Genomic DNA, 13,870 nt, shown 5'->3' on the forward strand with positions numbered 1-13,870 from the left:
CAACATCCTTCCAGCGGCACCTCCCGGCACCACAGATCAGATGTCACCTACTCGTGCAGCAGACCCAACTGGGTGTTTCTCCCGCCATCTTCTCAGGGAATCAGACGCCGCGCCGACGAAGCCACGGACACTTCCCGTACATTGCCAGCAGACCCGAGCGGTATGCATCGGTCGGAACGATTTCGCGGGACCGGCAGCGCAGGTCGATTCGTCCATATCTCGTACGCGCGGCGAGGTCGCTCCGCCGAGAGTGTTTGACGAAACCACGGCTGGTAAGGCGTGATGCTGTGGAGCGGACGACGGGAATCGAACCCGCATTCTCAGCTTGGGAAGGCGAATCCGTACTGAGCTCGAACCCGTTTCAGGCTTAGCCTCGACGGTTGTTCGTGGCTCGTTGCGGGCTGGTTGGCGACTTTTCGTACAGTCCGTCGTACATGACCACGCCGGATGCATCAGTCGCCGTCGAGCGGCACATGCTGCTGCTGAGGGTTGGGTCGATGGTGGGTCTGAGTCCTGGGGGACACCTCGGGACACGCTTGTCCGCTGTCATGGAGGATGGGTCAATGGAGTGGACGAGAGCGGGCCTCGCTGCTGAGGGCTTCGAGGGCTTCTGCCGATTCGTCGAGCTGCCAGAGGTCGAAGTGCCGCAAGTGCCGGGTGTCTACGTGGTGCTGCGTGAGGCCAAGGACCCGCCAACCTTTTTAATGACGAGCGTCGCCGGTCACTTCAAGGGTAAGGACCCCGGCGTGCTCCTGGATCATCTGAAGGGCGCCTGGATCGATCACGCGACCGTTCTCTATATCGGGAAGGCTGCGGGCGGCGCTCATGGACATCGAGGGTTGCGCAAGCGCCTAGACGAGTACCGAAGGCACGGCAACGGCGAGCGAGTTGGGCACTGGGGTGGCCGGTACATCTGGCAGCTGAAGGACCACGCGGACCTCCTTGTCGCCTGGAAGCGCACGCCTACGTTGGACCCTGAGGACGTCGAGAGTCGGCTCATCGCCAGCTTCTTAACTGAGTACGGCCGCAAGCCGTTTGCTAATCGCAAGGTTGGTCGTCAGCTGGCGTCTGACCCCCGCACGACCTAGACGTGCGCGACACCTGGACGCTTGCCTATCAGGTGGACAATTGCGGTCCGGCTAGATCAGATGTCGCCTGAGTTGGTCCCTCAAAGTGTGCTGACGACCAGGTGAGTCCGGCACCTCTGTCACTCGGTTGGTCCACGCAGCGCGTTCGCTGCGTCGTCAGCTTCACGTCGCGTCTCAGGGCCGACTTCGGCAGTCGCCCAATCAATGATCAACAACGCTCGAGACTAGACCATTGGCACTCCGAATGAAAGCCATGACTTCTTCTAGACGCCGGCGCAGGTCTAGTGGAAATTCAGTCTCGGAACTCCACCTTTGACAAACCTCTCTCGCCAAGGCCACCTTATCCACCTTGCGCTTCTCTGAGTTGTCGAAGGGGTGTTCAAATGGGCCGCCCTTGTACAGCGAGGTTGCGGTCGAGACCTCCTTCAATGACGCTTCGAACATGGAATGAGGAACGTAGTTCTCAATCATTCGACCTTCAGTGACCCATGCGAACCCAACTCCTATTGACTTGATTTCGGCAGAGACTCTCTCTTTGGTCGCATTGATCAACTCCGATTCGGAGCTCTTGTCGCTGTCTATAACAATGCCCACATGATGATTCAGGCGTCGCAGCCTGATGAAGTCATCAACGTCGCTGTCGTCTGCGGAGAGGTGGCTGAGTAACCGCCCGCCATAGAACATGATTGAGAAGTGCAGATGCTCGATTAAGTCTGCGTCGAGCATCTGAATCCAGTGGCGGAGATAAATCCGGTCACTAGGACCCTCAACCCACACCACGGCATTTGATTGCAGGAGGTCGGAGGGGCGATATCCCAGATCTCCGCAGATGGACCGTAGTGCTGTGGGCGATCCAGCGTGCGTCACCTCCGACCCGTGGTCTCCGTATTGGACATGAAAGATTTCCGCGCGGGCACCGTCAAGGAGATGTGCCGAGTGGGTGGCAATCAGGTACTGGTTTGACGTATGTTCATGCAGGTACTGGATAAGCTTGCGTTGGAGAAGCGGATGAAGATGCACCTCCGGTTCCTCGATGCATAGAATGTGGTCTTCGAAAAGAGTGGCTACGGCAGCGAGGATCACTACCTGGTGGACACCAGTTCCCAAACTTGCCAGCGGCAATATTTCTCCGGCACGTCGGGAAACTAGAATCTCTTCAGGATCGCGCGCTATTTCGAGTCTTGCAGTTGGATCATCCAGCACCGATTGGATCAACTGATTGATTGCGGCGAACCGCAACTTGTCCGCTTGAGCAAGCACGCCAGGACGTTCCAACCTGGATAACTCTTGAACGAGAGGAGTACCGCTAGGCGTAAATTCGCTGGAGGACTCGTCGGAGCGTATCTGTCGGAACGCCTCGATAGTTTTAACATCTGGCGTATACGGTAGCGGATCGAGTATTCGGAGGATTGCCTCAAAGTTCGCCCGATGGTCTCCGTGCGCGGTGTTCGTGAGTGTCAGCGACAGGTTTTTCAACTGATCCGGATCAAATTCCGGAAGGATCGCGTCCAGCCAAGTGGAATCGAAACTCCATGAAACCCTCTTGCCGCCGAACTCCGATGAGTAGACGAACCAAGCCAACTCGCTCGGCAGCCGAGTCTTTGAAGAGGTGGTCACGAGTTGCTCTATTACAGCTTCAAGGCCGCCACGCGCTGAGGGGGTACGCGCACTGCCCAGATCCGCACCCGTCGCGGGGTCAACGGCAATCGCGATTCTTGCTCGGTCGCCCGACCACCAGTCTGAGCGTGGTATATCCAAGTCGCCTAATGGGCTTGAGTTCTGTTCAAGCAGCCGCTGAGCCACCCGAAGCGCGTTCGATTTCCCGGCATTGTTCTGCCCGGCCAACAGATTCACTTTCGATAGTGGTGCCAGAGCTTGCAGTTCGTCCGCATAACTCCGATAGCCTGCGATGGCGAATCCGCGGAATGTTGGAGTGTTGCCTGCGATCGTCATACAGAAAGAGTCTCCTTGCTAAAGTCCGAATCTCAACTTGACGCAACCTTCGAGGAGTACCGCGCGGCGCGGCTGGGCTCTCGATCTCGGCTGTCGAACCCTGCTACCCGCGAAGTCTCTCATCACACGTTCGGGCCTCAATGCAGTTGGCCTGTCGAGCCGCCGAACAGCGGCTTTCCCGTCCGGGCTCTCGTGTATCTGATCTTGGTTGACCAACGGACTCCAGAGAATCGTGCGTCTGAGCACCTGGATCAGGAACCTAGCGTTCGAGCCGAATCGGAAGTCGTTGGTGGGTGAGGTCGAGAGGGCGGTGGTTCCCGCATGGGGGTGCGCCGAGGCCCTGGCCGAGGCGTGGGGGTCCCTGTGCGGGAACCACCGCCCTAGCGGCCGGAGGCCGCTCTTGATCCATTAGAGCCGTATTCAGCAGTGCAGAGTCGCCCGCCGTGTCCTCCGTCGGGTGATGTGCGACAGTCGTCCGCCAGTTGATGTGCGACACCGGGCCGGTTCGGTCACTCTGAGTTCGACGTTCCCGTGGGGCGTTCGGACTGGAGGAGGCCGGGATTGGTACTGGTTGTCTTGTCTGTTGTCGAGCAGCGGCTGGACGCGGTTCGAACGGTGCTGGCGGGTGCTGATGTCACCGAGGTCGCGGAACGGTTAGGAGTTCACCGCTCCACCGTTCACCGATGGATCGCTCGTTATCTGAGTGAGCAGATCAGTGGACTGGCGGATCGGTCGCACCGCCCGGTGTCGTGTCCGCACCAGTCGCCGGCCGATGTCGAGGTGCTGGTGGCCGAGATGCGTCGCCAGCATCCGCGGTGGGGATCACGAAGGATCAGGATGGAGCTGCTGCGTCGCCCAGTCCCTGGGCTGGTGGTGCCGGCCGAGCGGACCATCGACCGGATCCTGATCCGGCAAGGTCTGCTGCGGGCCCGACCGCGGAAACGCCCTAAGTCCTCCTTCGTCCGGTTCGAGCGGCCCGGTCCGATGCAGCTGTGGGGTATCGACATCGTCGGCGGGATCGAGCTGGTCAACCCGATCACCGGGGAGATTCGCGACGCGAAGCTGGTCACCGGTGTCGATGATCATTCCCGGTACTGCGTGATGGCGAAGGTGGTGGAACGGGCCACCAGCCGAGCGGTCTGTCTGGCGTTCGCCCAGGCCCTGGCCCGGTTCGGCGCCCCGGACGAGGTGATCACCGACAACGGCAAGCAGTTCACCGACCGGTTCGGCAAGGGTGCCGAGGTGTTGTTCGACAGGATCTGCCGCCGCAACGGGATCCACCATCTGCTGACCGCACCGTCGTCGCCGAACCAGAACGGGAAGGTGGAGAGGTTCCATGGCACCTTCCGGCCGGACTTCCTCGACGATGCCGGCCTGTTCGCCAGCGTGGCCGCTGCCCAGGCCGCAGTCGATGTCTGGGTCGAGCACTACAACACCGACCGACCGCATCAAGCCCTGGACCAGCGACTGCCGGTGACACCGGCGCAACGCTTCGCCCCCACCGCGGCGGCCGAGCGGGAGCTGGTCGGTCTGTGGCTGCCGCCGGCGCTGGAACCCGTCACCGGCTCCCCGGCGCCGACAGCAGCGTCGTCTTCGCCGGCAGTCGAGACGCTGGAGGCGGTGGAGTTGGAGAAGGTGGTGCCGGCGGCGGGGAACATGGCGCTGTGCGGGCAGCAGTTCTGGCTCGGCCCGGCCCGCGCCGGTCAGCTCGTCAGCTTCTGGGTCGACTGCAACTGGGTCCACCTGTCCATCGGTGGCACCCGGATCAAGACGGTCCGTTCGCATCTGACCGTCATCGACCTGGCCCATCTGCGCGCCGTCGGCGCCCGACCGGCCGGCCCGCCACCGCTGCCCGGAACTGTCGACGCCGACGGGGTGGTCGAGGTCGAACGGGTCGTCTCGCGCGGCGGCACCGTCCAGCTCGGCGGACGGGTTGTCCTGGCCGCGGAGATCCTCGGCGGCCGCCAGGTCGGGGTCCGGATCGAAGGGGCTATGTTGCTGTTCTTCGACCTCGACACCCGAGAGCTGCTCCGCACCCGACCGAACCCGATCCCACCCGGGAAAGCGAAGTACCTCCGCGGCGTCCGCCCGACCGGGCCACCACCCCGACCCTCCGTGGAGCCGATCACCGTGCAACGCCGGGCGTCGAACACCGGCGTGATCATGGTCTGCCTGCAGAAGGTCGCTCTCGGACGAACTCACCAGCATCAGACCGTCACCGTGCACGTCTCCGACACCACCCTGGCCATCGAGCTCGACGGCGAAACCCGGGTCGTGCGCCGCACCACCACCGTCCCGGTGCGTAACATCAAAGCCGACCGACCCCGGGCGGTCCCCTCAGTTTCCTAGCCCAGGTGTCGCACATCAGGTGACGGACCAACGTCGCGCATCACCTGACGGATCACAAGAGTCGCCCGCCGTCGCCCGCCGTCTCGCTGCATGACGAGAAGGACGGTGTCGGCGGGTGGCTTGGGCATCCAGGAGCTGTGACCTTGATGGGTCCTTCGCCCCGCTGCGTCCCGCCGCGACGACAGTCGACCTGTGGAGTAGGGGTCACACTGGCGCGAGGAACGAGATTGCCGGATTCGCCTCGCGCACGTCGCCGGGTCCCTATGCTGGCCGAACTAAGGCGCCTCGGAGGTCAACCGATCTTTCGGACGGTCGCCCACCGCCGAGCGTGCTGGGGAACGTTATGGATATGCAAGTCTGCATCCGTCGGGGCCTGACTAGCTTCTGCGTCTTGGCACTGATCGTGCTCGCCGGGTGTTCAGCTCCTGCCGAGAACTTGCCCGAGGCCGCACCAAGCTCGGTAACGACGTCTGCAACCCCGGCCCCGACCCCGACACGTGATGTTGACGGAGAGTACTGGGCTTGGTTCCTCGACAACACTGAGGGATACAGCAGGACGGAGGAGAACAAGAAGTCTTCCGTTGAGTCGGCACGTGGGATCTGTGAGCTGCTCAACAATGATCATGCAGTGACCGACCTCAAAGACGACAACAAAGAGACAGCACCTGACCTTGCCGTCTCAATCGTGGGTGCCGCAAAGTATTACTGCCCCAACCACCTGTCTGCAGCTGAGACGAATTATGAATCCGTCCTGAAGGCAAAGGCTGACGCCAAGGCGAAGGCTGACGCCAAAGAGAAGGCAGCGGAGGAAAGAGCTGCAAAAGAGAAGGCTGCGAAAGAGAAGGCTGCGAAAGAGAAGGCTGCGAAAGAGAAGGCTGCGAAAGAGAAGGCTGCGAAAAAGCTTGAGAACGCTCAAACCGTGGGCACCCGTACTCTCGCCAAGATCTTCAAGAATCCGGACAGATACGAGGGCAAGGTGCTCGTTGTGTACGGACAGGTAACTCAGTTCGACTCGGCTACGGGCACTGATACCTTCCGAGCGGACGTCGCTAACCGAAACACCATGTCTTATGGCTACTTCGACGGCGAAAACGCACTATTCACTGGCAGCGAATCCAAGCTGGAGGACCTGGTCGGAGACGACGTGTTCCGTGCTGTCGTGACAGTTAGTGGGTCCTACTCTTACGACACTCAGATCGGCGGGAACACAACTGTTCCACTATTCAAAGTCAACAAGATTAGGGTTATCAGCTGATACATAAGAAGCGCTTTACGTTGGTCGCGGGCCGTGGCAGTGGGTGTGACAGATCACCCCTCGTTGACAATCCCGCTTGATCAATCTACCAGTTGCGGCTACGTGCTGGCCGGCCAAGGGAAATCGGCAGGCGGTTGAAGGACGCAAAATTCGTTTCCGTCGGGGTCGGTGAGGACGTGCCATCGCCAGTCGTGCTCGCTCAGGGGCTGTTCGGTTATGGCCTGGGCACCGAGTGCGGTGAGGCGTTGGACTTCGGCGTCGAGGTCGGGTGTGCGGAGGTCCAGGTGTAGGCGGTTCTTCGAAGTCTTCGGGTCGTCGGTCTGCTGGAGGAGAAGTTCGACGCCGCCGCGCCTGGGTGCAATGAGCTGGAGGTAGGGACCGGATTGGGGATATGGCTGCTCGTAGCCGAGTGCGTCGCACCAGAAGTGGGCTGCGCGTTCGAGGTCATCGCAGTCGAGGACGATGAGGAAGGTGCCGTGATCGTAGGTCTGCATGGGTTCGTGCTCAGATCGCTTCTGGTCGCGTAGTGCAGTCGATGATCCAGGTTCCATAGTCGGGGCTGGCCGACAGGATTGGCTGAACTAGGAAGCAGGGCACCTTGTAGGGGTGGGACTGGTTGGTGAGTCGCAAGATCTCGTCAGCGTGGATCAGCTGCGTGTGGAGCGCGATGCGCGTCTCGGCGTTGTCGTGGACGGCGCCATCCCATCGGTAGATGGACCGGATCGGGGTCTGGTGGCCGCATGCCGCAAGCCGCGTTTCCACCAACGTCCGCGTGAAGTCGGCGGCCCATTCGGCGTCGGGTGCGGTGATGACGATTTCGCAGACTTCGGCGGTCATGCGGTGGCCCCGCTGGTCATCTCCGTGAGGAGGGCTGTCGCGGCGTCTTCGGTCCTGGCGATGGCGGCGGAGCCGGATTGGAGGGGTCCGTCATAGCTGAGACCAGTCCAGCGGCCACGCATCTGGTGGCCGTGGGGATGGACCACGAGGTACAGCGTTCCCTTTGAGCGGACGGCTTCATCGTCGGCGGCGTACCAGCCCATCAGAATCTCGTTGTCCCAGAGTCGGAGAACGCCGCGCCACAGGTAGCCGCCTTCTTCGGCGGTGATGCCGCGCTCGACGGCGGCGATGTCGAGTTCGGTGCCCCGCTGCCGGATCTCAATTCGCTGGCTGGTGTGCACCTCCTGGCCGTCTTTGGTGGTCTGCCAAGCCGACCACCACTCCCCCGTGATCTTCAGGCGTTGCTCGTCCTGGCCGGCCAGCTCGTCAAGGCTGACACCGAGGGCCCCGGCCAGGCCCTTCGCAACTTGCAGGGTCGGCTGCGCCTCGCCCGCCTCGTAACGGCGGACCTGCCGCTTGTCCAGACCGACGGCGGCTGCGAGGTCGCTCTGAGACAGACCCAGGGCGGCTCGCCGCTGGCGCATCACTTCTGGCATCTCCACGACAGCAATTGTCGAGCGGATGCGCCCAAATGGACAAATCGAGTCCCAAAGAGGACTTTTCAGTCCTTGCAATAGGCAGCATGCTGCCTCTATGGTGACTAATAAGTCCCCCACTCGGGGGATCGAACCCTTGGAGGTAGCGGTGAGTGGAGTCGATGGTCCGTACTACGTGGACGTTGCGCAGCAGTTCTCACACGGTCTCGCGGTGGTCAGCGAGGTGACGAAGGTCCTGGTGTACGACACCACCCGGAAGCCCGATGACCGGCTACAGGAGCGCGACCGCGACACCGGTCTGCTGCTCTGGGAGGTCGTCGTGCTCGACCTGAATCCGGAGGCGCGCGAGAAGACGTTCCGGGTGCGGATGGGGGCTGACGTGCAGCCGGTACTGCCGCCGATGGCGGCCGGTCTTCCTCTCCGCTTCGTGCAGCTGGAAGGAGTCTCGATCTCGACCTACCCGAAGGTGACCGGCCGCAACCGGGGGACGGGCCAAGACATCGTGCGGCTCGCCTACTCGGTGTCGGCCACGGGGATGTCTGCCACCAAGCCGGCTAGCGCCGACGCGAAAGCGGCCTAGCCGTGCCTCGGGCAGCGGAGTCGGGCGGGCAGGTGCAGGTGGGTCTGCGGTTGACGAGGTCGAGCAGCTTTGACATCGAGGCTCGGTCGGGGACGGGTGGTCGGTATGTGCTGGTCCGCTGCCCCGACGGGCTGTCGGTGATGGCGCGCGAGGTCGAGGCCCTGGATGCGCTGGCGACGGCGGTGATGGATGCCAGGGCAGCCCTACTCACCGGCACTGCTCATGCGTACCGGTGTGGCACGGACACCCCGGATGCGGTGCAGCGACGCTTCACGGCTCTCGGCCTGGGCTGGTGCGACCCATTCGAGATCCCTGACCCCGTGGACTGGTCGCAATGGCTGTCGGTCGAGGAGACGATGGCCGTCCTTGGGGTGTCGCGGCAGACGCTGACGAACTGGCTCGACAAGGGCACCGCTCCCCGTCGCTTCCACTACGGCAGCCGGTTGGCGTATCGCCGTGCTGAGGTGCTGGCCGTGCGTGACGAGCGCGCCGCAGCATGACCACGGCGACTCCGACCCGGCGTCACGGCCTGGCGCAGGCCGCGCGCTGGACCGCCCACGGGATCCGGGTCGGGCTGGCCGAGGTCTGGTGGTGGCTGTCGGGTCCGTTCCGGTTCCTGTGGCGGGCACCCGGCAAGGCCGTCGTCTGGATGGCCGGAACTGTCGCGGCCTACGTGACGGAGACGTGGCTCCTGTTGACCGCGCTGGGTCTGGTCGCGGTGGTCCCGGGGGTGTGGGCACGTGGATGGCCCGACTCGTACCTGCGTCACGTGACGCATCCGGGCCGGCGACGCCGGATTCGCCGGTCGGTCCGTCGGTCGTGGAGTGGGCTGATGGAAGCCTGCGGCCTGTCGCGGCGCGTGATCGGCAAGGACGGTCCCGAACTGCGGGTGCCGATGCTGCATCGGATCGGCTGGCAGGACCCGGACGTGCTGGTAGTCGTGCCGCAGCTGATGGTCGGGCAGACCGTCGAAGACATCGTCACCGCCTCCGACCGGCTCCGGGTCGCCGTCGGCTCTCGCCAAATCCGGGTCATCCCCAACCCCACGCATACGGGTTGCACGGTCCGGTTCCTGTTCGCTGACCCGCTCGCCGCTGTGCTGGACGCACGGTTCCCGTCCCCGAACCTGACCCCGACGATCACCACGGCGGAGATGGGGGTCACCGAGGACGGGCGACCCTGGTACCAACCGGTGCAGGTCCACACCTTGACGGCGGGCGCGTCCGGTTCGGGCAAGGCGTCGGCGATGTGGATGTTGCTGGTCAACCTCGCCCCGGCCATCAGAACCGGTCTGGTCCAGGTCCACGGCATCGACCTGAAAGGCGGCGTTGAGCACGCCCTCGGCTCACGCCTGTTCACCCGGGAAGCGACCACCCTGGAAGCGGCGGTGGTGCTCCTCGAGGACGCCGTGACGGCGATGCTGGCCCGCGCGCAGAAGATTGCCGGTCACACCCGATCCCACACCCCGACAGCGGCGGAGCCGTTGGTCATCGTGGTGATTGACGAGCTGGCGATGCTCACCTCCTACTCCACCGACCGGGATCTGCTGAAGCGGGCCGACACCGCCCTGCGCTCCCTACTCGCTCTGGGTCGGGCGCCGGGGTTCGTCGTCTACGGCTACCTGCAGGACCCCCGGAAGGACACCGTCCCGCAACGGCACCTGTTCAACCAGTGCTTCGCTCTCCGCCTGCGGGAACGGGAGGAGGTCGTCATGGTGCTGTCTGAGGGCGCGGTCGCGGCCGGGGCTGCCTGTCACAAGATCCCCCGCCACACCCCTGGGATCGGGTACGTGCTCGCGGAGAGCGGCGACGTCACCCGTGTTCGGGTCGCGCACGTACCTGACGACATGATCCGCGCCCTCGCCGTCCACTTCCGAGCACCCGTGCAGATCCCCGTCGCCCTGCCCGCCGTCGACAAGGTGGAAAAGCCGTCACGGGCTCCCCGGAAGCCGCGCAGCAGCTCGCGGTCCACGACGGCGGCTGGGTCATGACTGATCCGGTGGTCTTGGCCGACCCGTTGGGGGTGGTGACAGCGCAGATGGCGCGGGAGGTCGCGCAGGTCCACGGGGTCTGCATTCGTCCGTTGATGCGGCGGGTACTCGACCGGGAGATCGGCACCGATACGCGGGTCGCGATCCCCTGCGGGTCCACGCACGAGTCGGTCTGCCCCGCCTGCGCGACCAAAGCCCGTCTGTTGCGCATTCAGCAGTGCGCCGAAGGGTGGCACCGCGACACCGAACTCGACCCACCCGAGGACGAAGCGGCCGAGACTGACGAGACGGAGGGTGATCGGACGGGGGCCGTCGACGCCGAAGACGGGTTAGGCGACCAGTTGGGGGATGACCGCCGCGTCCCTGACGACGACCCGTTCGACGCCGACGACATAGAGGGTTCCCCCGAACCGGGGTCTGCTGGTTGCACCGAGCGGCGTGTTCGTTCAACTCGTCGCCGGTCGGATGCCCCGGATCTGCCTCGGGTGCCGACGGAGGACCGGACGGTGGGTCGCAGCTTCACCGCCCCGGACGGGACCGTGTACCGGCCATCAATGTTCCTCACCCTCACGCTGCCGTCCTACGGCAAAGTCCGGGCCGGTGCCCCCGTCGACCCCGACACCTACGACTACCGCCGCGCCGCCCTGGATGCGGTCCTGTTCCCCCGGCTGGTCGACCGGTTCTGGCAGAACCTCCGCCGCGTCGCCGGATACAAGGTGCAGTACTTCGCCGCTGTCGAACCGCAGCACCGGCTCGCCCCGCACCTCCACGCCGCACTACGGGGCACGATCCCCCGCGCGGTGGTCAAAGAGGTGGTGCTGGCGACGTACGTGCAGGTGTGGTGGCCCGCCTTCGACGAGCCGGTGTACATGGACCGGAAACCCCGCTGGGACGGAACGGACTATGTCGACCCCGACACCGGCACCGTCCTCCCTACCTGGCAGGAGGCGTTGGACCAGGTCGAAGACGACCAGCCGGCGCATGTGGCGCGGTTCGGGAAGCAGCACGACTACGCCGGCATCATCGCCCCCTCCCCCGACGCAGACCGCGCCATCCGCTACCTGACCAAGTACCTGACGAAGTCCATCGCTGACGCCTACGTGACCCCCGACAGTGGACCAAGCCCTCGGTATGCCGCGCACGTGGACCGGCTGCATGCCGAGCTGCGGTGGCTGCCCTGCTCGGAGCGGTGCGCGAACTGGCTCCGCTACGGCATCCAACCGAAAGACGCCACCGCTCGTCTCGTACCGGGCCGCTGTGACGGCAAAGCCCATGACCGGGAGAACCTGGGCCTCGGTGGACGGCGGGTCCTGGTGTCACGGCAATGGTCGGGAAAGACCCTCAGCGAGCATCGCGCGGATCGGGCCACGGTGGTTCGGGAAGCCCTGGAAGCGGCAGGCATGTTGGCCCCGGAGATTGAGCGGATGGCCGCCACCGTGATGGCGGCGGACGGCAAGCCGCGGTTCGTGTGGACCGACACCCGCCCGGACCCGATCACCTACGCCCGGGTGATCATGCACGCCGTCGCGGAACGGCTCCGCTGGAAAGCCCAGTACCGAGCTGCGAAAGAGCAGGCCGACGCTGGCGACAACCATTCGGCAACTGAGGGTCTGTCGCCGTGATCCCGCGCGAGTGACCCCAACGTGACGTGCTGGCAGGGCCATTCCTCGGCCTCCCCCGATGACCAGCCGCCCCGTGGTCGGAGGTCTGGTCGTCAAGGGTGAAGCGGAGCGAATCCGCAGGACACGAAGTGCCCTTGACGAGTAGACCGGAGACCACATTCTCCCAAGTCGGGGGAGGCCGAGAACTCAACCACGTAGGGAAAGGAACTCGGTCATGCTTGATGTGGAGGTGGTGGCTCGGTTGTTGCGAGCCAAGGAGGTGGCTGATCTGCTGGCCGTTTCGGTGTGGCATCTTGATCAGCTGCGGCGGGATGGGTTGATCAAGTCCGTGCATGTCGGGTCGAGGACGCATCGGTATCACCCGGACGATGTGGCGGATTTCGTGCGGAGGCGTCGTGGCTAGTCGGTTGTCGACCGGCCGCTGGCGGGGTCGGATCTTCCTGCCGGGCGGTGGTGAGCGGACGAAGGTCTTCGCCACGAAGCGGGAGGCGGTGGCCTGGGAGGTTCACAATCGGGGTCGGAAGGCGGATTCACGAGAGTCGCTGTCACGGTGGTTGGAGCGGGTCGGGGCTGAGGCGACCTTGGGCGGTTTGTCGCCGTCAACCAGTCGGACCTATCGGTCGCATCTGTCTCGCAGGATCGTGCCGGAGTTCGGTCATCGGGCGGTGAGTGCGATCTCGGCTGCCCATATCGAGTCGGCGCAGCGAGCGTGGAAGGCCGAGGGTGTCAGTCCGACGGTCGTGGCTGGGACGCTAAACTGTCTCGCTCGGTTGTTCCGCGTGGCCGTCAAGTTGGGCGATCTGTCGGTGAGCCCCATGTCGGGGGTCGAGCGTGCTCGGGGTGGTGTGGAGCGGGTGACGCCGACGCTGACGGTGGAGGAGGCTGATCGGCTGGCGTCGGCTTGCGACCGGGTGAGCCGACGGTACGGAGACTATGTGCGGCTGGCCGCCCTGCTGGGTCTGCGAGCAGGCGAGTTGACGGCGCTCCAGGTCGGAGACGTAGATCTGACGACGGGCGTGGTCACAGTGCGTCGGGCGTTCTCGGCGGGTGAGTTGCAGACTCCGAAGTCTCGTCGCGTCCGCCAGGTCCCGTTGGTGGGTGAGTCGGGGCCGGTCCTGGCCCGGATGACGACGGGTCGGCGCCCTACCGACTTGGTGTTGCTCGGCCCTCTGGGTGGTCGGCTGTATCACTCGAACTTCCGGACGAAGGTCCGGTGGTCGGCGCTGGTGGAGGATCTGGGGTGGCCGGGGCTGCGGTTCCACGATCTACGGGCGACCGCGATTGTGCTGTGGATTCGGGCTGAGGTGCCGCTGACGACGGTTCGTGCGCTGGCTGGACACGCGAGTCTGGCGACGACGGATCGGTATGCGCGCATCGCTCGGAACGACCTTGCGGGGGCGGCGGCGCAGGTGAACTCGTACATATCTCGTACACGCGATGAAGTGGCTGCCACAAGGGTTTTTGACGAAACCAGCCCTGGTCAGGCGTGATGCTGTGGAGCGGACGACGGGAATCGAACCCGCATTCTCAGCTTGGGAAGCTGATGTTCTGCCATTGAACTACGTCCGCATCGCGGCCTACCGGGGAACCCCGGGGACTG

The 13,870-nt window shown here is 64.3% G+C and carries 13 protein-coding genes and 1 tRNA gene; 9 read left to right on the forward strand and 5 right to left on the reverse strand.

Annotation, left to right across the window (positions count from 1 at the left end; genetic code table 11):
- Window positions 1-434 precede the first annotated feature (434 nt).
- Complete coding sequence (locus ABD714_RS07870; protein ID WP_344811765.1) at window positions 435-1,088, forward strand: hypothetical protein; 654 nt, start codon at window positions 435-437, stop codon at window positions 1,086-1,088.
- A 201-nt stretch (window positions 1,089-1,289) separates the two neighbouring features.
- Here the strand turns inward: ABD714_RS07870 and ABD714_RS07875 are convergent, their stop codons facing one another.
- On the reverse strand, window positions 1,290-3,041 hold the full coding sequence (locus ABD714_RS07875; protein WP_344811766.1) for an AAA family ATPase: 1,752 nt from the start codon (window positions 3,039-3,041) through the stop codon (window positions 1,290-1,292).
- A 531-nt stretch (window positions 3,042-3,572) separates the two neighbouring features.
- Here ABD714_RS07875 and ABD714_RS07880 point away from each other — a divergent pair.
- Entirely contained in the window at window positions 3,573-5,390 is a 1,818-nt protein-coding gene (locus ABD714_RS07880; protein ID WP_344811767.1) for an IS481 family transposase, read from the forward strand.
- A gap of 391 nt (window positions 5,391-5,781) precedes the next feature.
- Window positions 5,782-6,645: a hypothetical protein gene (locus ABD714_RS07885; protein ID WP_344811768.1), complete on the forward strand. Its 864-nt coding sequence runs from the start codon at window positions 5,782-5,784 to the stop codon at window positions 6,643-6,645.
- A gap of 98 nt (window positions 6,646-6,743) precedes the next feature.
- Here ABD714_RS07885 and ABD714_RS07890 read toward each other — a convergent pair whose 3' ends face one another.
- From ABD714_RS07890 to ABD714_RS07900, 3 genes are read right to left on the reverse strand one after another with little or no spacing between them, the layout of a single operon-like run.
- Window positions 6,744-7,139 carry a VOC family protein gene (locus ABD714_RS07890; RefSeq protein WP_344811769.1) on the reverse strand — a complete coding sequence of 132 codons (396 nt, stop codon included), beginning with the start codon at window positions 7,137-7,139 and terminating at the stop codon, window positions 6,744-6,746.
- A gap of 10 nt (window positions 7,140-7,149) precedes the next feature.
- Entirely contained in the window at window positions 7,150-7,482 is a 333-nt protein-coding gene (gene cutA / locus ABD714_RS07895; RefSeq protein ID WP_344811770.1) for a divalent-cation tolerance protein CutA, read from the reverse strand.
- Window positions 7,479-8,078 carry a helix-turn-helix domain-containing protein gene (locus ABD714_RS07900; RefSeq protein WP_344812249.1) on the reverse strand — a complete coding sequence of 200 codons (600 nt, stop codon included), beginning with the start codon at window positions 8,076-8,078 and terminating at the stop codon, window positions 7,479-7,481. Before ABD714_RS07900 ends, cutA begins: the two co-directional genes overlap by 4 nt.
- Before the next feature lie 238 nt (window positions 8,079-8,316).
- Here ABD714_RS07900 and ABD714_RS07905 point away from each other — a divergent pair, with 238 nt between their 5' ends.
- The 6 genes from ABD714_RS07905 (at window position 8,317) to ABD714_RS07930 (ending at window position 13,760) form a co-directional block, all read left to right on the forward strand.
- On the forward strand, window positions 8,317-8,658 hold the full coding sequence (locus ABD714_RS07905) for a hypothetical protein (RefSeq protein WP_344811771.1): 342 nt from the start codon (window positions 8,317-8,319) through the stop codon (window positions 8,656-8,658).
- A gap of 140 nt (window positions 8,659-8,798) precedes the next feature.
- Complete coding sequence (locus tag ABD714_RS07910; protein WP_344812250.1) at window positions 8,799-9,158, forward strand: helix-turn-helix transcriptional regulator; 360 nt, start codon at window positions 8,799-8,801, stop codon at window positions 9,156-9,158.
- A complete protein-coding gene (locus ABD714_RS07915) occupies window positions 9,155-10,648 on the forward strand; it encodes an FtsK/SpoIIIE domain-containing protein (protein ID WP_344811772.1) in 1,494 nt (497 codons plus the stop codon). The genes ABD714_RS07910 and ABD714_RS07915 overlap by 4 nt, the downstream gene beginning before the upstream one ends.
- Entirely contained in the window at window positions 10,645-12,270 is a 1,626-nt protein-coding gene (locus ABD714_RS07920; RefSeq protein ID WP_344811773.1) for a replication initiator, read from the forward strand. Before ABD714_RS07915 ends, ABD714_RS07920 begins: the two co-directional genes overlap by 4 nt.
- 214 nt (window positions 12,271-12,484) lie before the next feature.
- Window positions 12,485-12,673, forward strand: coding sequence for a helix-turn-helix transcriptional regulator (locus tag ABD714_RS07925; protein ID WP_344811774.1), 189 nt, complete (start codon window positions 12,485-12,487; stop codon window positions 12,671-12,673).
- Window positions 12,674-13,049: 376 nt separating this feature from the next.
- Window positions 13,050-13,760 carry a tyrosine-type recombinase/integrase gene (locus ABD714_RS07930; RefSeq protein WP_344811775.1) on the forward strand — a complete coding sequence of 237 codons (711 nt, stop codon included), beginning with the start codon at window positions 13,050-13,052 and terminating at the stop codon, window positions 13,758-13,760.
- Window positions 13,761-13,765: 5 nt separating this feature from the next.
- On the opposite strand, the gene ABD714_RS07935 is transcribed toward ABD714_RS07930, so the two are convergent.
- Window positions 13,766-13,839, reverse strand: a tRNA-Gly gene (locus tag ABD714_RS07935).
- Window positions 13,840-13,870: the final 31 nt, after the last annotated feature.

Source organism: Microlunatus aurantiacus, assembly GCF_039536605.1.
Lineage (GTDB): Bacteria > Actinomycetota > Actinomycetes > Propionibacteriales > Propionibacteriaceae > Microlunatus > Microlunatus aurantiacus.

Bases quoted from the DNA above. Each gene is read 5' to 3' on its own strand.
- ABD714_RS07870 (WP_344811765.1), top strand. From the start codon at position 435: ATGACCACGCCGGATGCATCAGTCGCCGTCGAGCGGCACATGCTGCTG.
- ABD714_RS07875 (WP_344811766.1), bottom strand. From the start codon at position 3,041: ATGACGATCGCAGGCAACACTCCAACATTCCGCGGATTCGCCATCGCA.
- ABD714_RS07890 (WP_344811769.1), bottom strand. From the start codon at position 7,139: ATGCAGACCTACGATCACGGCACCTTCCTCATCGTCCTCGACTGCGAT.
- cutA (WP_344811770.1), bottom strand. From the start codon at position 7,482: ATGACCGCCGAAGTCTGCGAAATCGTCATCACCGCACCCGACGCCGAA.
- ABD714_RS07900 (WP_344812249.1), bottom strand. From the start codon at position 8,078: ATGCCAGAAGTGATGCGCCAGCGGCGAGCCGCCCTGGGTCTGTCTCAG.
- ABD714_RS07910 (WP_344812250.1), top strand. From the start codon at position 8,799: ATGGCGCGCGAGGTCGAGGCCCTGGATGCGCTGGCGACGGCGGTGATG.
- ABD714_RS07915 (WP_344811772.1), top strand. From the start codon at position 9,155: ATGACCACGGCGACTCCGACCCGGCGTCACGGCCTGGCGCAGGCCGCG.
- ABD714_RS07920 (WP_344811773.1), top strand. From the start codon at position 10,645: ATGACTGATCCGGTGGTCTTGGCCGACCCGTTGGGGGTGGTGACAGCG.
- ABD714_RS07925 (WP_344811774.1), top strand. From the start codon at position 12,485: ATGCTTGATGTGGAGGTGGTGGCTCGGTTGTTGCGAGCCAAGGAGGTG.